A 21,386-nucleotide genomic window follows, 5' to 3' on the forward strand; every position below is an offset into this window, starting at 1 on the left:
CAACGGCTGGAGCGCTTCGACCAACGGGCTGGACGCCTGCCCCCTTATCGACTACATCTGTAGTCACAAAGAGGGAGACAGGTGATGCTGACGAATTGGTTGAAGGCCGGAATGGCCAGCGCGGTCGTGCTAGGCGGAACGATGCTCATGTTCCAGCCGGGTTCTGCGAAGGCGGCCGAAATGACGACGGGCGTCCAGTCCTCGGTCTATAATGGCGGCGAGATGGTCATCGGCTCGGGCAACCGCGTCCGCCAGGCGCGCCCCGTGAGCGCGGCGGTGCGCCGCATCGTCATCGAGGATGCGAGCGATCTCGACCTCAAGCAGGGTGCGCCCTCGCTGACGGTCGAGACGGACGACAATATCATCGACATGATCAAGACCCGCATCGAGGGCGACACGCTCTACGTGACCAGCAAGGGCAGCTATCGCACCCGTATCGGCGTGAAGGCGATGCTGACGCTGCCCTCGCTCGATGCGGCGACCATCAACGGGTCGGGCGACATCGACGTCACCGGCTGGCAGGGCGAGGCGCTCGACCTCGAGATCAACGGGTCGGGTGACATCATGCTCGCGGGCCGCGTCGAGAAGGTCGATGCGCAGGTGCATGGCTCGGGCGACATCGACCTGCGCGGTGCGCGCATCGGGCGGCTTGACGTCGAGGTGGCGGGCTCGGGCGATATCCGGACCGGCGCCCCGCGCGAGGTGAAGGCCGCGGTCTATGGCTCGGGCGACGTCCATATCGACGGCAACCCGCGCATCATCGGTGCCACGGTCACCGGCACGGGCGACATCCACGGCGCCCACTGACGAGGTTGGTGCGGGAACGAGCGACCTGTCGCGGGCCGCGCGCTGCCGAGCCGACGTGGAGAGGAGGGAGAGTGGGCGGCGAGGCCCGCTCTCCCTTTTTCGTTAGTGCCCGTCGAGCGAGGCGTCCGCGCTGAGGTGCGTGCGCCAGAACCAGTGCGTGTAGGTGATGAAGAGGTGGCTCATGCCATAGGCCGCGCCCGCGACCATCGCCGGCATGAGCGGGGCGTCGAACATGAGCTGCCCCGGGCTGGAAAAGATCCGACCCCAGAGTGGCCCGGTGACGGTGACATGGGCCATGATCGCGGTGGCAAAACCGAGCGACCCGTTGACCCAGCCGGGCAGCGGGCCGCGATCGAGGAGCGCCGACAGGCCGAGGAAGATGGCGAGGACGCTCAGTGTCGACGCCGCGGTGAAGCCGGCCCAGCTCAGCCAGATGGCCATGAATTCGCCGTCGGGGCGCAGGATATGCTCGAAATAGTCCGCGAGGGAGACGATCACGACGAGCAGCGCGAAGATGCGGCGCTGGAAGGGGATGGAGCGGAGCATGGGATGATGCTGCCGGCTCGGCGCAAGGCTGGCAAGAGAAAGGGGCCGGATGCGATCTGCACCCGACCCCTCTGTCTCGTGGCTGGTTGCGAGGACTAGAGGACCTCGAAAAGTCCCGCCGCGCCCATGCCGCCGCCGACGCACATGGTGACGACGACATATTTGGCGCCGCGGCGCTTGCCTTCGATGAGGGCGTGGCCGGTGCAGCGCGCGCCGGTCATGCCATAGGGGTGGCCGATCGAGATCGAGCCGCCGTTGACGTTGAGGATGTCATTGTCGATGCCGAGCTTGTCGCGGCAGTAGAGGACCTGGACGGCAAAGGCCTCGTTGAGTTCCCACAGGCCGATCTCGTCCATCTTCACGCCGGTCTGCTCGAGGAGCTTGGGGATGGCGTAGACGGGGCCGATGCCCATTTCGTCGGGCTCGGTGCCCGCGACCGCCATGCCGACATAACGGCCCAGCGGTGCAAGACCGCGCTTGGCGGCTTCACCGGCTTCCATGATGATGCAGGCCGACGAGCCGTCCGAGAGCTGCGAGGCATTGCCCGCGGTGATCGAGGTGCCGGGGCCCATGACGGGCTGGAGCGACTGCAGGCCTTCGAGCGTGGTGCCGGGGCGGTTGCCCTCGTCCTTCTCGATGGTGACTTCCTGCGTCGAGATCTTGCCGGTTTCCTTGTCCTTCACGCCCATGGTGGTGGTGACGGCGACGATCTCGTCGTCGAACTTGCCGGCTTCCTGCGCGGCGGCGGTGCGCTGCTGCGACTGGAGGGCATATTCGTCCATCGCGTCGCGCGAAATGCCGTAGCGCTGGGCGACCGTCTCGGCGGTCTGGAGCATGGGCATGTAGGTCGCGGGGTGCATCTTGACGAGCTCGGGGTCCATCGCGACGCGCATCTCGGGGGTCTGGACCATCGAGATCGAGTCCTGGCCGCCCGCGGCGACGATAGCCATGTTGTCGGTGATGACCTGCTTGGCGGCGGTGGCGATCGCCATCAGGCCCGAGGAGCACTGGCGGTCGATGGTCATGCCCGAGACCGAGACGGGGCAGCCGGCGCGCAGCGCGACCTGGCGGCCGATGTTGCCGAACTGGGTGCCCTGCGTGAGGACCGCGCCCCAGACGACATCCTCGATCTCGCCCGCCTCGATCTTCGCCCGCTCGATGGCGGGGGCGAGGCTGTAGCTGCCGAGGGTGGCGCCGTGGGTCATGTTGAACGCGCCCTTGTAGGCACGGCCGATGGGGGTACGCGCGGTCGAGACGATGACGGCATCGCGGGACATTGTTTCTCTCCTAGGTGATGATGAGGCCGAGCCAGTCGGCGATGAGGGCGGGCTTGTCTTCACCATCGATCTCGACGGTGACGTTGTAATGCATGAGGAGCTGGCCGGGCGCCTTTTCGGTCATGTCGGTAAGAACGAACCGGCCGCGCACTTTTTTCCCTGCCGCGACGGGCTTGAGGAAGCGCACACGCTCGAGGCCGTAATTGACCGCCATCTTCGTGGTGGCGGGCACGAGCATGACGTCGGCGCCCATGCGGGACAGGAGCGACAGGCTGAGGAAGCCGTGCGCGATGGTACCGCCGAACGGGGTCTGCCTGGCCAACTCGGGATCGGTGTGGATGAACTGCCGGTCCTCGGTCGCCTCGGCGAAGTCGGTGATGCGCTGCTGGCCCACCTCGATCCAGTCGGACGTGCCGATCTCGCTGCCGATGGCGGCGCGGATGTCATCGAGGGTGGCAACGGGCATGGGCTCTCCTTGGGCTGGAGGGCTACCTTAACGTAAACGTCAAGACAAGTGGGTTTTGTTGAGCAATCAATTGGCCCGGTGGTGCCGGCGCGCACCAAGATGGGCGATAAGGATCAGCGCGATACCGATAATGGCGGCACCGGCAATGAGTTGCGAGCGGTCGTCGGTCGCGAGCCGGTCGTAGGCGAGCAGGCCGAGGCCCCAGATGGTCGGGAAGGCGTAAAAGGCGTTGCCCTTGGCCCTGTGGAGGTTCCAGCAAATCCAGCCCGCGGCCGCTGCAAGCAGCGCGATGGCATTGGTCGTCGGGGTCAAGAGGCCCAGTTCCTCGGTGAAGATGCGATCCCAGTTGATGAAGACGGCGAGCGAGGTCCAGCCCGCGTAGAGGGCGACGGCGGCGCTGCAGAAGCGTTCGGCGAGGTCGCGGCCGCGTGCTTCCAGGCTGAAGCGGCGCATCGCGACGCAGATGGCGATGACATAAGGGGTGAAGATCAAGGCGGTGAGCCAGCCGCGCAGCGCGAGCGGGGAAAAGCTCTCGGCGATCGACCAGGCGCAGGACAGCGCCATTGCCGCCGCCCACCACCAGCCGGTGCGGCGATGGATTGCCATGGTGCGCCGCGAGGGCAGGGCCTGGATGACCGCCGCGACAAGCGTTGCGAGAAAGATCGGGCCCCAGATCGAGAAGGCAAGCTCGTAGGGGACGAGCAGTTCGGGGCCCGCCGCACTCTGGTCACCGACCTGGCGCCCGTAGCCGAGGACGTTGGGCAGGGCATTGGAGAGCGGGTAGAAGATGGCGAGGGTCAGGACGGCGGACTGGCGCGCATAATCCGCTGCGCTGGCGGTGCTGTGAGACGTCATGCAAGGCCAATGCGGGCCGCGTCGCGAGGTTCCGGCGTCATCCGCGGGGGCCGCGCCGCCGCGCTTCAGCCTTCCTCGCCGCCGCCACCCGTGTCGCTCGCCCCCGGCGCTTCGCCGCTAGACCCGCTGCCGGGCGCCTTCTTCACGCTGGTGATCGGCGGCAGCGGCGTGGAACCGCGCTGGGGCGCTTCTTCTTCGATCAGGCGGAAACCGGCCTCCGGATAGGGCATGATCATCGTGCCGTCGGGCGCCGAGGTGAAGGTGGTCTGGGTCGGATAGGCGAATTCGATGCCCTGCTCGGCGAACAGGCGCGTGATGGCGATGAGCACAAGGCTCTTGGTGCCGACCACTTCCTCGTAATCGTCGGTGTAGTGGTCGTAGATGAAGAGGAAGTCGATCGAGGAGGCCCCGAAGCCCGTGCAGATGGTTCGCACCGGCTGGATGTCCTCATGGTCGGCGATGGTGCTCTCCACGAGCGCCTTCATGCGGGCAAGCAGCTCGGGCGGGGTCTGGTAGATGACGCCGAAGGGGATTTCGACGCGGCGGCGCTCGGCCAGCGCGATATTCTTCACTTCCTGCTCGAGCAGCTGCGTGTTGCCGATCACGACCAGCTCGCCCGAGGGCGCGCGCAGGCGGGTGGTCTTGAGGCCGATCTTCTCGACCGTGCCGAAGGTGCCGGCGGCGCCGCCATAGTTGATCGTGTCGCCGCGGCGGAACGGCCGGTCGAAGACGATGGCGAGTGCGGCGAAGAGATCCGAGAAGATGCCCTGCGCGGCAAGACCGATGGCGATACCGCCGATACCGAGACCGGCGACCAGCGTGGTGACATCGACCCCGAGGTTGTCGAGGATGACGATGACGGCGATGGCGAAGACCGCGACATTGACCAGCACGCGGATGATGTTGAGCGCATTGCCAAGGGTGCTGTCGGGGTCGTCCTCCTCGGTCGCGGCCTTGGACTTGATGACGCCGATGATCAGCTCGCGCGCCCAGATCGCGCCCTGCAGCGTGGCCGAGACGATAAAGGCGATCTCGAAGATCCGCTCGAGGTTGCTCGGGATCTCGGTGTGGCTGACGACGATGTAGAAACTGGTGACCAGCATGAAGGTGAGGGTGGTCTTGGCGAGGACGCCCGCGATGATGCCCTTCCAGCTGGTGCGGTCCTTGGTCGACCTGCGGTAGCGCCGCCCGATCGAGCGCAGGATGAGGAGAAGGCCGGCAAGGCCGAGCGCGACCGCGCTGCCGATCAGCAGCTCCTCCCAATAGGTGCCGAGCCAGTCGATGGTCGAGAGTACGGGCTCCTCGAGGCTCTGGACGGTTTCGTCGAGGACGGCCTGGTCCTCGCTGATGAGGTCGGCGGCGCGATCGATGGGGTTGTCGGTAGTCTGGGTCATTGCGCCCTTGTGTGGAGATGGTGGCGCCGAGTTGCAACCTCAGCGGCGCAGGAAGCGGCGCGCGAGGCGGCGCTGCCAGCCGGGCGGCGGGCCCTGTGCCTCGAGAAACGCAAGGAGCAGCGTCTCCTCGCGACTCATACGGCGGCGGGCGCGGCGCGGACGGCGGATCCCGCGCAAGGGGTCCCCGGGATGCTCCTTCACCGCCTCGAGGATGGCGGGGTGGATGTAGGAGGATCGCGTGACGGCGGGGGTGTTGGCGAGCGCTTCGGCGACGGGTTCGACGATGCGCTTGAGGGTGGGCGGCTTGTCCTCGGTCATCGCTGTCACCAGCTCCTCCATCGCCATCGCGCTCGCGCCCCAGGTGCGGAAATGCTTGGCGGTGATGTCGGCACGGGCAGTGGTGCGAAGGAAGTCGTTGACGTCGTTCGAATCCACCTGCCGCGGCCTGCCGTCCTCGCCGACATATTGGAACAGGTGCTGGCCCGGCAGCTCGTGACATTCGCCGACGATGCGCACGAGGGCGGGGTCGGTGATGGTGATGTCGCGCTCGACGCCATGCTTGGCGCGGTAGCTGAGCTTGAGGCGGGTCTTCAATTTCTCGACATGGCCCGCGGTGAGCGTGGTGGCGCCATAGCTCTTGTTCGAGCGCGCATATTGGCGGTTGCCGACGCGCAAATGGTTCTCGTCGATCAGGCGGACGATGGCAGCGATGACCGTCTCGCGGCCAAGCTTGCGCTTGCGCAGTGCTTTCTCGACGCGCTTGCGGATGCGCGGCAGGCGGCGGCCGAACAGTTCGAGGCGGGCGAATTTCTCGGCTTCGGCGAGCGCGCGGAAACCGTCATGATAGCGATATTGCTTGCGCCCCTTCTCGTCATAGCCGGTGGCCTGGACATGGCCATTGGCGTCGCGGCAGTACCAGACGTCGCGATAGGCGGGTGGCACGGCGAGGGTGTTGAGCCGCTCGATGGTGCGCAAATCCTTGATCCGCGTGCCGTCGGGGCGATGATAGCTCCACCCCTTGCCGCGTCGGATGCGCGCATAGCCCGGTTCCTCGTCGCTGGAATGCCGCAGTTGGCGCACGCTTCATCCTTCACTAACGGAAACGACAAGCGCGCCGCAGCGTTCGCGGTTCCAAACAGGCAGGAGTGAAAAATGCAGGATCTATCGGGCAAGAAGGTGCTGATCATGGCAACCGAGGGCTTCGAGGAGCTCGAACTGACGGGGCCGCGCGACCGGCTCGGGGCGGCAGGCGCCGAGATCAGCATCGCCTCGCCCGACCGCAATCCCTTCCGCGGGCGGGTGAAGGACGAGCCGACCATCTGGGTCCAGCCCGACATGCTGATCGAGGAAGCGAAGGTCGAGGATTATGATGCGCTGGTGCTGCCCGGCGGGGTGATCAACCCCGACCAGCTGCGCACCAACGAGGAGGCGATCAAGCTCATCAAGGCGTTCGACGAGGCGGAAAAGCCGCTCGCCGCCATCTGTCATGGACCGTGGCTGCTGGTCGAGGCCGACGTGGTGAAGGGGCGGACGGTGACGAGCTGGCCCTCGATCCGCACCGACCTGCGCAACGCGGGCGGCAAGCTCGTCGACAAGGCTGCCTGTGTCGACGGGCACCTCATCACGAGCCGCAATCCCGACGACGTCCCCGCCTTTTGCGAGGCCATTGCCGAGGCGGTCGCCGGTTAAGCCCTTGGGCAGGCGAAAAATTTTACGGCCGGGCAAAAGCGTAAGAGACAATTCACCTTTGTCCGGTTAAAGCGCCCGCATGTTTGAGATTCTTCGCCTGCGTTCCGTCGCCGACCTCGCCATCGCTGCCTTCTTCGGGCTGTGCATCGGCTATTGCGTGCCCATCGTCCTCACCGCGGTCCTCGGCCCGTTGTCGACTGCGCCGGTCGGCGTTGCCGGCGTCATTGCCGGAATCGGCGCGAGCGTGGGTGCCTATTTCCTGCTGCGCTTCCTCGAACCCAAGGAGCCGACGCGTTACGAGGCGGGGCTGCTGGGCGCGGTACGCGTTACCCGCCGCGACGGCGAGGCGCCCGCCGCGGCGTTCGAACAGGCCGCTGCTGCCGCCACTGCTGCGGAAGCGGCACCGCAACCGGCCGCAGCAGCGCCGCAGCCGGCCCCCGTTCGGGTCGCCGTTGCCGATGTCCCGCCGGCGCCAGCGCCGGCACCGGTGATGGCGCCGCGTCCCGCCAGTGCGCCCGCTGCCGCCGCCACCCTCGAGGAAGTCCCGGCATCGCCGCTGATGCAGAAGAGCCCGCAGCGCCGCCGCCAGATCAATGTCGCGGTGGCCGCGGACGAATGTGACGCCGCCGATCAGCGCCGCAGCGCCTGAGGAAGCGCGGGCCGCGCTCGCCACGGCGGGCGGGCCATCATGCCTCGGCCAGCGTCAGCGCCTCGATCTCGATCCCGATCGACCCGTCCTCGCCGTGGATCGGCGGGCAGGCGAGCGCGATGTCGGCGACGAGATGGCCCCCGATCTCGAACTCGGCATCCTCGAGCCCGTCGGTCAGCGCGCGGGCCGTTTCGGCAGCGTGCGGTGGTGGCAGGCGTAGCGAGATGCAGTGCCGCTCGCCCTGGTAGGTGAGCGAATGCCAATCGACTGAGCGGAATTCCCTTAGCAAAATCCTATCGCGTGGCAGGCCCGTGCGGTTGATCACGGCGCGCAGCAGGCTGGTGGCCGCGCTCGACAGCGGCGGACGCATCATCGCGCCTGCTCCATATAGTCGCGGACCCGCGCGATGGTGCGCGGCCGCGGCTCGCGCCCGCGGCGCAGGTCGAAAACGAAGCGTGGATCCCCAACCACGTCCCGCCCGAATCGCGCCGCCGCCACATTGCTCGCCCTCAAATATTGTTCAACGTCTCGAAGTAGATGCACGGTGTTACCCCATATCTCGCTCGCGACTCGGCACCGGGCTGTTGTTCCAATCCGTTTCCTACTTGTCTAGGAAAAAGCCTATCTGTATGTAGGGCGGACCATGAACGATCCGCGTGCAAGGCTGGAGGAACTCTGTCGGACGCAGCGGGTGGACTATGCCACCCTGTCGCGGCTGGTCGGGCGCAACCCCGCCTACATCCAGCAATATCTGCGCCGCGGCACCCCGCGCGACCTGGCCGAGCGCGACCGCGCGGCCATCGCCGCCTTCTTCGATGTGGACGAATCCGAGCTCGGCGCGCCGCCGCGTCATGCGGGCGGTACGGGCACGCTGGTGCGCGTCCCGCGGCTGCCGATCCGCGCTGCAGCGGGGGCAGGGTCGCTGAACGAGGAGCGCGCCGGCGGGGCGCATTTCGGCTTCGACCGCGGCTGGCTGCGCGACCTCACCGCCGCACGGCCCGAGGATTTGGCGGTCATCAAGGTCGAGGGCGATTCGATGGCGCCGACGCTGGCGGCAGGCGACGAGATATTGATCGACCGGTCCGACGGCGCCGAGCGGCTGCGTGACGGCATCTATGTCCTCCGGAAGGAAGATGCGCTGATGGTCAAGCGGCTCGCGCTCCACCCGATGGGGCGCAGCGTGACGATCCAGTCGGACAATCCCGCCTATATCGATTTCCCGGGCTGTGCGCTCGAGGAGATCGACCTCGTCGGGCGGGTGCTGTGGACCGCGCGGCGGTTGGGGTAGCTGCGGAAAAGCGCGGCGTTAACCTTGTTCCTTGGCCGGAACATTCACCATTTCGCTTTAAGGCCTTGCCACATGGTCCCGCTGTTCATTGCCGACCGCGACATGTTCGCGGACGCCACCCTCCTCCTCGATCATTTCGGCCCGCGTGCGGGCGAGGAAGCGCGTGCCCGCGCCAACGCGGCACGGGCCAGCGACAATGTCCTGCGCTTCTGCCACTGGCGCCAGATCGAGCGGCTGGTCGGCCATCTCGAGACCCGCGAGGTCGAGGGCACGGTCCACTAGGAAAGCGCCCCCGACGGCCCTCCCGCGATGGCCGGATCGGGACTGTAACGAAATTGCTGGGAATGCGGGCGAATCGCGGTTAGGCTCCGCCCCATGAAAGGGATCGCGGGTCGCGGCGTAGCAGCCCTCCTGATGTGCGGGACGGGCTTGTCGCCCGCCTGGGCACAACAAGCCGTGCCCGAACCCACCCCTGTGTCCGGCGACCCCGCGCAGCCTGAAACTCCCCAGCCTGCCCCGCTCGATGTCGATGTCGAGGCGCCGCTCGATCCCCTGCCGGGGCTCGACCTCCCTTGGCCCGAAGTGACCGGCGAGGAAGAAGACCCGCTGTTCGAACCGCTCGCCGACCTGATCGATGGCGAAGAGGTCGAGGTGGGCGAGATGCAATTGTTCGAGGGCGATCACCGCGATTATGCGTGGGAGCTGGTCGGGCTGCCCGAGGCGTCGGCTGATGCCATCGAGGACGATTTCGATGCGCTGTCGGTGCTCGAGGCGGGGGACGGCGAGGCCGACAATGCCGCCCAGATCGACCGCCGCGCCAAGACCGACGTGCTGCTGCTCGAGCAGTTGCTTGAATCGCGCGGTTACTACGCCGCCGAGATCGATCTCGAATATGTCCCGCAGGTCGAGGAACTGCTCGTCCGCTTCATTGTCGAACCGGGCGAGCAATTCATCTTTACCGAGGTCCTGTTGCCGGGTCTCGAGGCCACCGGCGTGGCCGAGCCCGAATTGCGCGAGGCCTATGGGGTGGAAGAGGGCGACCCCGTGCTCGCCGCCGAGGTCATCACCGGCACCGCCAAGCTGACCGAGCAGCTGGGGAGGAACGGCTATCCGCAGGCGGAACTGGGCGAGCGGCAGGTGATCGTCGATTATGACAGTGCCACCGCCACGCTGGTCCAACCGGTCAGCCCGGGGCCGATCGCGGTCTATGGCGAGATTCTCATGGAGGGCGAGCCCCCGTTCCCTGCCAGGCATGTCGCGCGGCTGGCGCGGTTCGAGCCGGGCGAGGTCTATGACCAGGCCGAGATCGTCGACCTGCGCCGCGCGCTCATCTCGACGGGGCTCGTCTCGTCGGTCGTCATCGAGCCCGAGCCCAATGCCGACGGCAGCGTGGTCGATATCGCGGTCGCGCTCCAGCCCGCCAAGATGCGCACCATCTCGGGCGAGGTCGGTTACGGCACCGGCGAGGGCTTCCGCCTCGAGGGGCAGTGGCAGCATCGCAATTTCTGGAACCCCGAGGGCGCGCTGACGCTCGACGGGGTGCTGGGGACGCAGGAGCAGCTCGCCGCGGTCACGCTCATACGCTCCAACTGGCTGCGCCGCGACCAGCAACTGTCTTTCCAGGCGCTTGCCAGCACCATCCGCCGCGATGCCTATGAGGCGGATCTCGCGCAGGTCTCGGCGCGTATCGAGCGCGTCTCCGACTTCCTGTGGCAGAAGGAATTCACCTGGGGGGTGGGCGTCGAGCTCATCGCCTCGAGCGAGCTCGACGTCGACGAGGAGCTGGCGCTCGAGCGGCGCCGCGCCTTCTATATCGGCGCGCTGCCGCTGACGGCCAAGATCGACCAGTCGAACGACCTGCTCGACCCTACCGACGGCTGGACCGTCGGCGGTTTCTTCAGCCCCGAATTCAACTTGAACGAGGGCGGCGACTTCTACCAGCGCGCCGCCATCGAGGGCACCTATTACCACCCCTTCGGCGAGAAGGTGGTGGGCGCCGCCAAGGCGCGCTTCGGGACGATCACCGGCACCACCCGCGATGCGGTCGCGCCGACGCGGCGCTGGTATGCGGGCGGCGGCGGCTCGGTGCGCGGCTATGGCTACCAGGCGCTCGGGCCGCGCGATGCCTTCGGCGATCCGCTCGGCGGGCGCTCGGTCAGCGAATTCGCCTTGGAGGCGCGCGTGCGCGTCTGGGGGCCGTTCGCGGTCGTGCCCTTCTTCGATGGCGGACGGGTCAGCGCCGATGCCTGGCCCGGCAAGCGCGACTGGCAGTTCGGCACCGGTATCGGCGTTCGCTACCACAGCAATTTCGGGCCGATCCGCCTCGACGTCGGCACGCCCTTGAACCCGCAGGAAGGCGATAGCCGCATCGCGGTGGTCGTCGGGCTGGGGCAGGCCTTCTGATGGCGGAGGCGGAAACGGGGGGCGCCAAGAAGCGCAGCCTGCCGCGCCGCGCGGCACGGCGCTTCGGCAAGGAATTGCTGACGCTGCTGCTCATCCTTGTCGGGCTGGCGGCGATCGGGCTGCTCGTGCTCGACAGCGCCATCGGTCACCGCTTCATCGCCGACCGCATCGCCGCGATGGAGCGCGAGGATTGCCTCGAGATTCACATCGGGCGGATCGAGGGGTCGATCTATGACGACATGGTGTTGCGCAACGTGGAGTTGCGCGATCCGGAAGGCGGCTTCATCACCATTTCCTCGGCGGAGGTGGACTGGGCGCCGCTCGCATGGCTCTACAACAGCCTCCACATCGACCGGCTCCACGCCGAGCGTGTGACGCTCGAGCGGCTGCCCGCACTGTGCCCCGTCGACCCCGATCCCGACAAGCCGATCCTGCCCGACTTCGACATCCATATCGGCGATTTCGCCATCGAGCAGCTGGTCGTCGCCGAAGAGGTCAGCGGCACTGCGCGGCAGGGCAGCGCGTCCGGCGAGGTCACCATCCGGTCGGGCCGCGCGCTGGTGCGGCTCGATGCCGAGCTGGAGGGCGGCGACACGGTCGCGCTCAACATGGATGCCGAACCCGACAACGACCGTTTCGAACTGTCGCTTGCGGTGGATGCTCCCGCCGACGGGCTCATCCCCGAACTGGCCGGTCTCGAGGAAGCGATCGCGCTCAGGATCGCCGGCAAGGGGACGTGGACCAACTGGGAAGGGCAGGCGCGCGGACAGATCGGCGAGGTCGACGCGATCGATCTTGCGGTCCGCCTCACCGACGGGACTTATGAGGTGGACGGCCGCTTCGATCCGAGCGGGATGGTCGAGGGCACGCTCGCCAATCTGGTCGAGGGCGGGGTGGCGGTCGACAGCCGCTTCACCTTCGAGGACGGGCTCGTCGACGGCGAGGCGATGCTGACGTCGGAGGCGGTCCGGCTGGTCGCCGATGGCGGGGTGCACCTTACCGACAGCCGGTTCGAGGGGCTCGACCTTGGCGTCGACCTGCGCCGTCCCGAAGCGCTGTTCGAACAGCTCGGCGGGGCGCGGCTGCGGCTGGTCGCCAGCCTCGACGGCGCCTTCTCCACTTTCGACTACGACTATCGCCTGACCAGCCCCGAGCTGAAGGTCGATGCGATCACCCTCTATGACCTCGCCGCCGAGGGTAGCGGGCGCTGGTCGCCCGCACCGCGGCGCGTGCCGCTCACCGCCAGTGCGGGCCGCGTGGTCGGCCTCGGCCTCGAATTCGAGCAGATATTGAGGCGGCTGCGGCTCCAGACGATGCTGGTGATCAGCGAGGACGGGCTGCGCAGCGAGGGATTGCGGTTCCGCACCGACAAGACCAGCGGCACCGGCAATCTCGACATGGATTTCGATACGGGCGCGATCGACTTCGATCTCGATGCGACGCTCAGCCAGTATCTCATCCCGGGCCTCGGCCTCGTCGATGTCGATACCGAGCTGGCGCTGCGCCCGGGGGGCGGCGGGCTCCAGCTCGACGGGCGCGCGACGGCGCGGGTGACGCGCCTCGACAACAGCTTCTTCGAAGGGCTGCTCGGCGGCAATCCGGTGATCGAGACGCGGCTCGCGCGCGGTGCCGACGGGGTCATCCGCTTTGCCGACACGACGCTCAGCTCGCCGCTGCTCGAGCTGTCGGGCTCGGGCATGCGCCGCAACGACGGCACCTTCTATTTCGAGGGCGAGGGCGTGCACGAGGGCTATGGCCCGCTGTCGGTCACGGTCGATGGTGTGATCAGCCGCCCCAGCGTCAGCCTCTTCCTCGAGAGCCCCAATGCCGCGCTCGGCCTCGCGGATGTCACGGTCAACCTCGATCCCAATGCGGCGGGCTTTGCCTATGACGCCGAGGGGATGAGCCGCTTCGGGCCGTTCACCAGCGAGGGCGACATCCTCCTGCCTGCCGATGACGGGCAGGCGGCGATCGACGTCGCCGACCTCACGGTCGCGGGCTCCTCGGGCTCGGGCCGCCTCGATATCGTGCCCGGCGGCTTTGCGGGCGACCTCGCTTTGTCGGGCGGCGAGATCGAGGGCACGCTGTCCTTCTCGGTTCCCGAGGGCACGCCCGAGGGCGTGTCGGCGCAGCGGATCGGGATGGACCTTGCCTTCGACAATGCCGCCTTCCCAGGCCCGCCCGCCATCGCCGCGCGCTCGGGCACGCTCGATGGCGTCATCCTCCTGACCGAGGCGGGGCTGAGCTCCGATTTCGACTTCGCGCTCAATCGCGCCACCATCGCCGGCCTCGATTTCGAGACGGTGACAGGCGAGGGACGGCTCGAGAATGGCAAGGGCAATATCAATGCCTCCCTCGTCGGGCGCGGGCGCTCGGACTTCAGTTTCGAGCTGGCGGCGCAGATCGACATGGAGGTCATCCAGGATCCCGGCCAGTCGATTATCCTGTCGGGCTCGGGCAGCCTCGACGGGCGCCGCCTCGCGCTGGTCCAGCCGGCACGCTTCGAGATGATCGACGGCCAGTGGGTGCTGGGCGATGTCGACCTGCGCTACGGCACGGGCCGCGCGCGCGTGTCGGGGCTGACCGATGGCGGGCCGATCGATGTCGCGCTGACCGGCATGCCGCTGCGCCTCGTCGACCTGTTCGTACCCGAGCTCGGGCTGTCGGGCACGCTGAGCGGCACGGCGAGTTACGATCCCGCCACGCGCAATGGCGCCGCCAGCATGCAGGTGCGCAACCTGTCACGCGCTGGCCTGCTACTCGCCTCGCGACCGATCGACATGGCGATCAACGCCAAGGTCTCGGGCGATGTCGCGGGCGCGCGCATCGTCATGGAGAGCGAGGGCGAGAGCATCGGCCGCGCCCAGCTCGGCTTCTCGCCGCTGCCCGAGGGCTCGCTGTTCAGCGCCATCCAGCGCGCGCCGATGCTGGCGCAATTCCGTTTCGACGGGCCCGCAGGCACGCTGTGGCGCCTGTCCAATATCGAGCTGTTCGACCTGACAGGGCCATTGAGCGTCGCGCTCGATGCGCGCGGCTCGCTCCTGCGTCCGCGTGTCACGGGGGCGCTGCGCCTGACCGGTGCCAAGCTCGAGAGCCCCGTCACCGGCACCGAGATTACCGACATGGACGTCTATGGCCGGTTCCGCGGGTCGCGCCTGATCATCGACCAGATGAGCGGGCAGACGCGCGAGGGCGGCAGCGTGACGGGGACGGGCGACTTCGTCTTCCTGCCGGGCGGGGTGGGGATCGACGTCGGCATCCGCGCCAGCCAGGCCTGGCTCCTCAACCGGGACGATATCGGCGCGGCGGTCTCGGGGCCGATGCGGGTGCGCTCGGACACCGGCAATGGCGGCATCATCACCGGCGACCTGACGCTAGACGAGGGCCGCTTCCAGCTCGGGCAGGCGGGCCGCGTCGCGGCGGTGCCGAGCCTCGAGGTTATCGAACGCGGGACCGATCCCGACGAGATCATCGAGGTCGAGCGGATCGCGCCGTGGCGGCTCGACGTCGATGTCGCGGGCGGACCGCTGATCGTGAAGGGGCTGGGGCTGGATTCGCGCTGGACCACCGACGTCAATATCGGCGGCAGCGTGCTCGAACCGCGCATCCGCGGCTCGGCCGACCTGCAGTCGGGCGAGTACAGCTTCGCGGGACGGCGCTTCCGCGTCGAGCGCGGCGATCTCGACTTCACCGGCCAATATCCGCCCAACCCGACCATCGAGGTCGTCGCGGTGGCCGATGGCGCGGGGATGGACGCCGAGGTTCGCGTCACCGGCAATGCGCTCAACCCGAGCATCCAGTTCTCGAGCGCGGGCGTGGCCGACCAGGACGAGATCCTGTCGCGTCTCCTGTTCGGCACCTCGGCGGCCAACCTGTCGGCGGCCGAACTGGTCCAGCTCGGCGCGGCGGTCGCCAGCCTGCAGGGCGGCGGCGGGGGCGGGCTCGACCCGATCAACGCGGTGCGCTCGGCCATCGGGCTCGATCGCCTCCGCATCCTGCCGGCCGACGTGACGACGGGGCAGCAGACCGCGATCGGCGCGGGCAAGTACATCACCCGCCGCCTCTATGTCGAAGTGATCACCGACGGGCAGGGCTATACGGCGACGCAGGCCGAGTTCCAGATCACCCGCTGGCTGGCCTTGCTGGCGGCGATCGACAGCACCGGACGGGCCGGCGCCAACGCGCGCTTCAGCAAGGATTATTAGGCGAGGGGAGCCGCGCTCCCCCCGGCCTCAATATTTCATATAGCCTTCGAGCTCTTCGCGCAGCGCCTCGACGCTGGGGGCGTTCCAGTGACTGGCCCAGGGGCTGTCCTGGTCGTCGCGGCGGGCGCGCTCGTCATGCTTCTTGAGATAGGCGGGGCTCTCCCAGCCCGAGGCGAGCTGCGGCTTGCTCTCGGCCAGCTTGGTGACGTTGAAGGGTTCTTCGAAGCACAGGCCCGCCTGGCCGCCGCGCGACCAGCTGACATGGGCGAAGATGGTGCCCGCCGCATCGAGGTCGAGGAGGAGGCCGACGCCGCGCGGGAAAACGGTGCGGCTCTCGATCAGCGCACCGCTTTCCGAGATGTTGCGCAGGCGCACGGGATGGGTGTCATGGTCGTAATGGACATGGCCCGACCAGATCAGCGGGTGGCGCCGAGCCGCGCGGGGCATGCGCTCGGTCTCGCCCTCCTCGCCATCCTTCTGCTGGAAGGGCGAGGGAGTGTAGGTCATGCCGTCGATATTGGCGGTCGGAAAGCTCTTGCGGATGGTCTCAAGGAGGAGGTTGTCGCGGGTCGCGGCATCGCAGCCGATCTGCGTCTCGCTGGCGAACTGCATGCCGATGCGCCCCTCCTTGACCCAGCGCACCGCGGCCTCGATCTCGCCGCCGTCGCCAAGGTCGAGCAGCAGCGGCTCGAGATGCTCGGGAATATAGTCGAAGGCCACCATCGCGCCGCCGCCCGACAGGTTGATGAGATCGACGACATGGCGGATGCCGTCGGTCGTGGTAACGATGGCCTGTTCGGACTTGAGGCGATGGCGCTCGTCCTCGCGCATGTTCTTCCAGCGCGTCTCGTGGCGCGGGATGGAGATGGAGAGGAGGTCGTCCTCCCGCGTGGTGTGGCGCTTGGCGTGGTTCGGGCGCAGCAGCGGCGTATCGGCCTCGCTGCCCACGGGCGCGAGCCGGAGCCGGTCGCGGAAGTGCTTCATCGGGACTTCTTCTGCCATCACACTCTCTCCAATGTGCCCGGCAGGGTTAATCGAAATTAGTTACGGGCCTCTTATGACCACTGGTTAACAGGCGACGTTTAACGGGAAAGAAAAGGGGCCCGCGACTGGCGCGGACCCCGATCCCTTTGCAGCGAAGAGCGGCTGGCTCAGGCGCTGTAATACATGTCGAATTCGACCGCCGAGGGCGTGGTTTCCCAGCGCATGACCTCGTCCCACTTGAGATCCATATAGGCATCGATCTGGTCGTCGGTGAACACGTCGCCCTTGGTCAGGAAGGCGCGGTCCTGGTCGAGCGCGATGAGCGCTTCGCGAAGCGAGCCGCAGACGGTGGGAACGTCGACGAGTTCTGCGGGCGGCAGGTCGTAGAGGTTCTTGTCCATCGCCTCGCCCGGATGGATGCGGTTCTCGATACCGTCGAGGCCGGCCATCATCAGCGCCGCATAGGCGAGATAGGGGTTGGCCATCGCATCGGGGAAGCGGAACTCGACGCGCTTCGACTTCTCGCCGGTCCCGTAGGGGATGCGGCACGAGGCCGAGCGGTTGCGCGACGAATAGGCCAGCAGCACGGGGGCTTCGAAGCCCGGCACGAGTCGCTTGTAGCTGTTGGTCGTCGGGTTGGTGAAAGCGTTGAGCGCGCGGGCGTGCTTGATGACACCGCCGATGAAGAAGAGCGCGGTTTCCGAGAGGCCGGCATAGCCGTCGCCCGCGAACAGCGGCTTGCCGTCCTTCCAGATCGACATGTGCACGTGCATGCCCGAACCGTTGTCCTTGGCGATGGGCTTGGGCATGAAAGTGGCCGACTTGCCGTAGGCGTGGGCGACCATGTGCACGACATATTTGTAGAGCTGCATGCGGTCGGCAGTTTCGACGAGATGGCCGTAGGTCAGGCCGAGCTCGTGCTGCGCGGGCGCGACTTCATGGTGATGCTTGTCGCAGGGCAGGCCCATCTCGAGCATGGTCGAGACCATTTCCGAGCGGATGTCCGAGGCGCTGTCGACCGGCGCGACGGGGAAGTAGCCGCCCTTTTCGCGCGGACGGTGGGCCATGTTGCCCTGCTCGTATTCGGTGGCCGAGTTGGTCGGCAGTTCGACGTCGTCGAGCTGGTAGCCGTTGCCGGCATAGCCGTCATGGAAGCGCACGTCGTCGAACATGAAGAATTCGGCTTCGGGGCCGACGTAGAGCGTGTCGCCGATACCGGTCGACTTGAGATAGTTTTCGGCGCGCGTGGCGGTCGAGCGCGGATCGCGGGCGTAGAGTTCGCCCGAACCCGGATCGACGATGTTGCAGAAGATGACCAGCGTCGAGGTGGCCATGAAGGGATCGACATAGACCGCATCGAAGTCGGGCTTGAGGATCATGTCGCTTTCGTTGATCGCCTTCCAGCCCTGGATCGAGCTGCCGTCGAACATGAAGCCGTCCTCGAGCTGGTCCTCGTCGAGCGCCGAGGCGACCATCGAGAGGTGCTGCCACTTGCCCTTGGGGTCGGTGAAGCGGAGCTCCACATAATCGATTTCTTCGTCCTCGATGCGAGCGAGGATGTCCTTGGCGCTGCTCATGTCAGGATGTCTCCGTTGGATGCACGATGGGGGCGAGTCGTACCCGCCCGGTCACTGGCCCTTATGATCGGGCAGGGGAGCAGGTTCCGACAAGCGCGATCAGCCGTGCGGTGAACAATTCAACAGGAGCGAAGAAGCGGCCTAATAGGCGCGGCGCTGGGCACCGTGGAGCATGCGCAGGAGCATGGCGACGGGGCGCGGGACGCCCACCTTGCCGTCGAGCCAGAGGCTGACCGAGGAGCGCGAGACGCCGATGGCGTTGGCGAGGTCGGACTGGGTGCGATAGCCCAATGCGCGCATGATGCGGCGCAGCTCCTCGGGCGGCATGGAGGAGAGGCGGGGGTCGCGCTCGGTGGTGGACACGGGAGGCGCGATCCTAGAGCGCGTCGGCGTCGCGGTCGCCGGTGCGGATGCGGACCGCCTGTTCGATGTTGGACACGAAAATCTTGCCATCGCCGATGCGGCCGGTGCGCGCGGCATTCTCGATCGCCTCGATGACGCGGTCGAGCTGGTCGTCGGTGACGACGACCTCCACCTTCAGCTTGGGCAGGAAGTCGACGACATATTCGGCGCCGCGATAGAGCTCGGTATGGCCCTTCTGGCGGCCGAAGCCCTTCACTTCGGTGACGGTGAGGCCCGACACGCCGACATCGGAGAGTGCGTCCTTCACATCGTCGAGCTTGAAGGGCTTGATGATGGTCTCGATCTTTTTCACGTCGGTCCCCCGAGAAGTCGTCAGTAAGGCGGCTTATGCAACCCTTTGGGGCTCTCCGTAAAGATTTCGATGCCGTCCTCGGTGATGCCGATCGAATGTTCGAACTGCGCCGAGAGCGAGCGGTCGCGGGTCACCGCGGTCCAGCCATCGCCGAGGATCTTCACGTCGGCGCGGCCGATGTTGATCATCGGCTCCACGGTGAAGAACATGCCGGGGCGAAGCTCGGGGCCGGTGCCCGCGCGGCCGGCGTGCACCACTTCGGGGCTGTCATGGAAGAGGCGGCCGAGGCCGTGGCCACAGAAGTCGCGGACGATGCCATAACGATGCTTCTCGGCATGGCTCTGGATGGCGTGGCTGATGTCGCCGAGGCGGTTGCCGGGGCGCGCCTGCTCGAGCCCGAGCATGAGGCACTCGTAGGTGACCTCGACCAGCTTCTTGGCCTTCACATTGGGCTCGCCGACGAAATACATGCGGCTGGTATCGCCGTGCCAGCCGTCGAGGATCGGGGTGACGTCGATGTTGACGATGTCGCCGTCCTTCAGGACCTTGTCGCCCGGGATGCCGTGGCAGACGACATGGTTGATCGACGTGCAGCAGCTCTTGGTATAGCCGCGATAGCCGAGGGTGGCGGGAACGCCGCCGCCCGCCAGCGTCATGTCGAAGACGATGCGGTCGATCTCGCCCGTGGTGACGCCCGGCACGACATGGTCGGCCAGCGCATCGAGGATCGAGGCGGCGAGGCGGCCGGCCTTGCGCATGCCCTCGAAGCCGGCCTCGCCATGCAGCTTGATGACGCCCGACTTGGGCTCGACGCGGTCCTCGGGACCTACCTTGATATATTCGGTCATGGGGGGCGATATAAGCGCATCGGCCGCGAAATGCGAGGGGAGCGAAGGACCTATGACAACGGAAGCGAAGCGGCGCGGGCGGTGCGCCTGCGGCAAGGTCGAGGTGGAGGTCACGGGCGCGCCGATCATCACCCATGCCTGCCACTGCAGCTATTGCCAGCGCGAGAGCGGGTCGGCCTTCGGACTGAACTGTCTCTACGAGGCGGGAAGGGTGGCGATTACCGGGCCGGTCGAGACGGTGGTGACGGGGTCCGAAAGCGGCAAGGACCAGTGGATCCTGCGCTGCAAGCACTGCCATGTCGCGGTCTCGGGCCACTATCACCACACCCGCGAAAAGATCCATTTCGTGCGGGCAGGGGTGCTGGGGGATCGCACGGTGCGACCCGACTGCCATATCCACGCCAGTGCGAAGATGGACTGGGTGGGGCTCGATCCCGACATCCCCGCCTTCGAGGGATTTTACGATGCGCGGACCTTCTGGACCGACGAGCAGATGGCGCGCTGGAAAGCCGCGGCGAAGGGCGAATAGCCCAAAACCCTTCTAGCCGCTCGGGGCATGGCGTGGCATGAGACGGGCATGAGCCGCACCTATACCGCCGCCCTCGTCATCATCGGCGACGAGATCCTCTCCGGTCGTACGCAGGACAAGAATGTCGCGCAAATCGCGCAGTGGCTCAACGTCCAGGGCATCCGGCTCGCCGAGGCGCGGATCGTCGCGGACGTCGAGGAGGCCATCGTCGAGGCGGTGAATGCGCTGAGGGCGCGCAACGACTATCTCTTTACTACCGGCGGGATCGGGCCGACGCATGACGATATTACGGTTGATGCCATTGCCGCCGCGCTCGGCGTGCCGGTGGTCGTCCACCCCGGGGCCGAGCGGATGCTGCGCGACTATTATGCCTCGATCGGCAAGGAAGCGACGCCGGCGCGGATGAGCATGGCGAGGGTGCCCGAAGGCGCCGACCTTATCGACAATCCGGTCTCGGGCGCGCCCGGGATCAAGGTCGAGAACATCTTCATCATGGCGGGCATCCCGCACATCACCGCGGGCATGCTCGAAGGGCTGACCGGTACGCTCGAGGGCGGGCGCCCGCTCGTCAGTGTCACCGTCGGCGCCTTTTCGCCCGAGAGCGAGATCGCCGACCTCCTGCGCGAGGTGGTGAAGGCGCATCCGGACGTGGCGCTCGGCAGCTATCCCTTCTTCAAGGAGGGCCGCTACGGCTCCAACTTCGTGATGCGCGCCGAGGGCGAGGAAGTGGCCGCCGCCTGCGCCGAGGACCTCGCCCGCAAGCTGCGCGCGGCGGGTTACGAGCCGACCGTCGGCGGGCTCTAGGGCTCGAGCGCGGCTTCCCAGCCGGCATAAGGCGTGCTGCGCGCCATCTTGCGATTATAGTCGGGGGCGCCGTCGTCCCACCACGGCTCCCCGCGTTCGCCGAGCGCATGCTTGGCCGCATCCACTGCCCGCCGCGCCTCCTCGCGCGCCGCGGCATCGCCGGCCCGCATCGCCCGCCCCTTGGCCGCGCGTGCCGCCATCAGCGCGCGCACCAGCTCATCGCGCCTCTCGGGACTGAGCGCAGGATCGCTCATGCGCCACAGGCGCCCACGCACGAGGAAGTAGCGACCGTCGGGGGTGACCGGATATTTCATGCCGGTTGTGGAACTGTTCGCGTCCCTTTATCGCTC

At 67.3% G+C, this 21,386-nt stretch carries 22 protein-coding genes; 9 read left to right on the top strand and 13 right to left on the bottom strand.

The features are described from left to right. The first annotated feature begins 84 nt into the window (after positions 1-84). Positions 85-807, top strand: a complete 723-nt coding sequence (locus NUW81_RS11440; RefSeq protein ID WP_245113394.1) for a head GIN domain-containing protein — start codon at positions 85-87, stop codon at positions 805-807. 102 nt (positions 808-909) lie between these two features. Here the strand turns inward: NUW81_RS11440 and NUW81_RS11445 are convergent, their stop codons facing one another. From NUW81_RS11445 to NUW81_RS11470, 6 genes are all read right to left on the bottom strand, one after another. After that, positions 910-1,353, bottom strand: coding sequence for a hypothetical protein (locus NUW81_RS11445; RefSeq protein WP_245113397.1), 444 nt, complete (start codon positions 1,351-1,353; stop codon positions 910-912). Positions 1,354-1,448: 95 nt separating this feature from the next. Continuing rightward, positions 1,449-2,630 carry an acetyl-CoA C-acyltransferase gene (locus NUW81_RS11450; RefSeq protein ID WP_245113399.1) on the bottom strand — a complete coding sequence of 394 codons (1,182 nt, stop codon included), beginning with the start codon at positions 2,628-2,630 and terminating at the stop codon, positions 1,449-1,451. A gap of 10 nt (positions 2,631-2,640) precedes the next feature. Further along, on the bottom strand, positions 2,641-3,096 hold the full coding sequence (locus NUW81_RS11455; protein WP_245113401.1) for a MaoC family dehydratase: 456 nt from the start codon (positions 3,094-3,096) through the stop codon (positions 2,641-2,643). A gap of 66 nt (positions 3,097-3,162) precedes the next feature. Continuing rightward, complete coding sequence (locus tag NUW81_RS11460) at positions 3,163-3,951, bottom strand: TspO-related membrane protein (RefSeq protein WP_245113402.1); 789 nt, start codon at positions 3,949-3,951, stop codon at positions 3,163-3,165. A 65-nt stretch (positions 3,952-4,016) separates the two neighbouring features. Next, the gene (locus NUW81_RS11465; RefSeq protein WP_245113404.1) at positions 4,017-5,345 is read right to left on the bottom strand and encodes a mechanosensitive ion channel family protein; all 1,329 of its coding nucleotides are present in this window, start codon (positions 5,343-5,345) and stop codon (positions 4,017-4,019) included. Positions 5,346-5,384: 39 nt separating this feature from the next. After that, positions 5,385-6,425 (bottom strand): DNA topoisomerase IB, encoded by a 1,041-nt coding sequence (locus tag NUW81_RS11470; RefSeq protein WP_245113406.1) that lies wholly within the window; start codon positions 6,423-6,425, stop codon positions 5,385-5,387. A gap of 72 nt (positions 6,426-6,497) precedes the next feature. Here NUW81_RS11470 and NUW81_RS11475 point away from each other — a divergent pair, with 72 nt between their 5' ends. After that, positions 6,498-7,034 carry a DJ-1/PfpI/YhbO family deglycase/protease gene (locus tag NUW81_RS11475; RefSeq protein ID WP_245113408.1) on the top strand — a complete coding sequence of 179 codons (537 nt, stop codon included), beginning with the start codon at positions 6,498-6,500 and terminating at the stop codon, positions 7,032-7,034. A 79-nt stretch (positions 7,035-7,113) separates the two neighbouring features. Further along, the gene (locus NUW81_RS11480) at positions 7,114-7,683 is read left to right on the top strand and encodes a hypothetical protein (RefSeq protein WP_245113409.1); all 570 of its coding nucleotides are present in this window, start codon (positions 7,114-7,116) and stop codon (positions 7,681-7,683) included. Between the two features lie 37 nt (positions 7,684-7,720). Here NUW81_RS11480 and NUW81_RS11485 read toward each other — a convergent pair whose 3' ends face one another. After that, positions 7,721-8,056 (bottom strand): hypothetical protein, encoded by a 336-nt coding sequence (locus NUW81_RS11485; RefSeq protein WP_245113410.1) that lies wholly within the window; start codon positions 8,054-8,056, stop codon positions 7,721-7,723. A gap of 270 nt (positions 8,057-8,326) precedes the next feature. Between NUW81_RS11485 and NUW81_RS11490 the strand changes: the two genes are divergently transcribed. From NUW81_RS11490 to NUW81_RS11505, 4 genes are all read left to right on the top strand, one after another. Then, positions 8,327-8,971 carry a S24 family peptidase gene (locus NUW81_RS11490; protein WP_245113411.1) on the top strand — a complete coding sequence of 215 codons (645 nt, stop codon included), beginning with the start codon at positions 8,327-8,329 and terminating at the stop codon, positions 8,969-8,971. A 72-nt stretch (positions 8,972-9,043) separates the two neighbouring features. Continuing rightward, the gene (locus NUW81_RS11495) at positions 9,044-9,253 is read left to right on the top strand and encodes a hypothetical protein (RefSeq protein ID WP_245113412.1); all 210 of its coding nucleotides are present in this window, start codon (positions 9,044-9,046) and stop codon (positions 9,251-9,253) included. A gap of 174 nt (positions 9,254-9,427) precedes the next feature. Next, the gene (locus tag NUW81_RS11500) at positions 9,428-11,374 is read left to right on the top strand and encodes an autotransporter assembly complex protein TamA (protein ID WP_245113414.1); all 1,947 of its coding nucleotides are present in this window, start codon (positions 9,428-9,430) and stop codon (positions 11,372-11,374) included. Beyond that, positions 11,374-15,579 (top strand): translocation/assembly module TamB domain-containing protein, encoded by a 4,206-nt coding sequence (locus NUW81_RS11505; protein ID WP_245113417.1) that lies wholly within the window; start codon positions 11,374-11,376, stop codon positions 15,577-15,579. The genes NUW81_RS11500 and NUW81_RS11505 overlap by 1 nt, the downstream gene beginning before the upstream one ends. A 27-nt stretch (positions 15,580-15,606) precedes the next feature. On the opposite strand, the gene NUW81_RS11510 is transcribed toward NUW81_RS11505, so the two are convergent. From NUW81_RS11510 to map, 5 genes are all read right to left on the bottom strand, one after another. Continuing rightward, positions 15,607-16,581, bottom strand: a complete 975-nt coding sequence (locus NUW81_RS11510; RefSeq protein WP_245113419.1) for a hypothetical protein — start codon at positions 16,579-16,581, stop codon at positions 15,607-15,609. Between the two features lie 149 nt (positions 16,582-16,730). Next, positions 16,731-18,140 carry a type I glutamate--ammonia ligase gene (glnA, locus tag NUW81_RS11515; RefSeq protein ID WP_245113423.1) on the bottom strand — a complete coding sequence of 470 codons (1,410 nt, stop codon included), beginning with the start codon at positions 18,138-18,140 and terminating at the stop codon, positions 16,731-16,733. 141 nt (positions 18,141-18,281) lie between these two features. After that, positions 18,282-18,503, bottom strand: coding sequence for a helix-turn-helix domain-containing protein (locus NUW81_RS11520; RefSeq protein ID WP_245113425.1), 222 nt, complete (start codon positions 18,501-18,503; stop codon positions 18,282-18,284). Positions 18,504-18,516: 13 nt separating this feature from the next. Continuing rightward, positions 18,517-18,855 (bottom strand): P-II family nitrogen regulator, encoded by a 339-nt coding sequence (locus NUW81_RS11525; RefSeq protein WP_245113426.1) that lies wholly within the window; start codon positions 18,853-18,855, stop codon positions 18,517-18,519. 20 nt (positions 18,856-18,875) lie between these two features. After that, positions 18,876-19,703: a type I methionyl aminopeptidase gene (gene map, locus NUW81_RS11530; protein WP_245113427.1), complete on the bottom strand. Its 828-nt coding sequence runs from the start codon at positions 19,701-19,703 to the stop codon at positions 18,876-18,878. 52 nt (positions 19,704-19,755) lie between these two features. Here map and NUW81_RS11535 point away from each other — a divergent pair, with 52 nt between their 5' ends. Continuing rightward, the gene (locus tag NUW81_RS11535; RefSeq protein WP_245113428.1) at positions 19,756-20,232 is read left to right on the top strand and encodes a GFA family protein; all 477 of its coding nucleotides are present in this window, start codon (positions 19,756-19,758) and stop codon (positions 20,230-20,232) included. Positions 20,233-20,280: 48 nt separating this feature from the next. Beyond that, positions 20,281-21,036: a competence/damage-inducible protein A gene (locus NUW81_RS11540; protein WP_245113429.1), complete on the top strand. Its 756-nt coding sequence runs from the start codon at positions 20,281-20,283 to the stop codon at positions 21,034-21,036. Here NUW81_RS11540 and NUW81_RS11545 read toward each other — a convergent pair. After that, complete coding sequence (locus tag NUW81_RS11545; RefSeq protein WP_245113430.1) at positions 21,033-21,350, bottom strand: hypothetical protein; 318 nt, start codon at positions 21,348-21,350, stop codon at positions 21,033-21,035. The two genes, NUW81_RS11540 and NUW81_RS11545, sit on opposite strands and share 4 nt — an antisense overlap. Between the last annotated feature and the right edge of the window lie 36 nt (positions 21,351-21,386).

This window comes from Sphingomicrobium aestuariivivum (assembly GCF_024721585.1).
Classification (GTDB): domain Bacteria; phylum Pseudomonadota; class Alphaproteobacteria; order Sphingomonadales; family Sphingomonadaceae; genus Sphingomicrobium; species Sphingomicrobium aestuariivivum.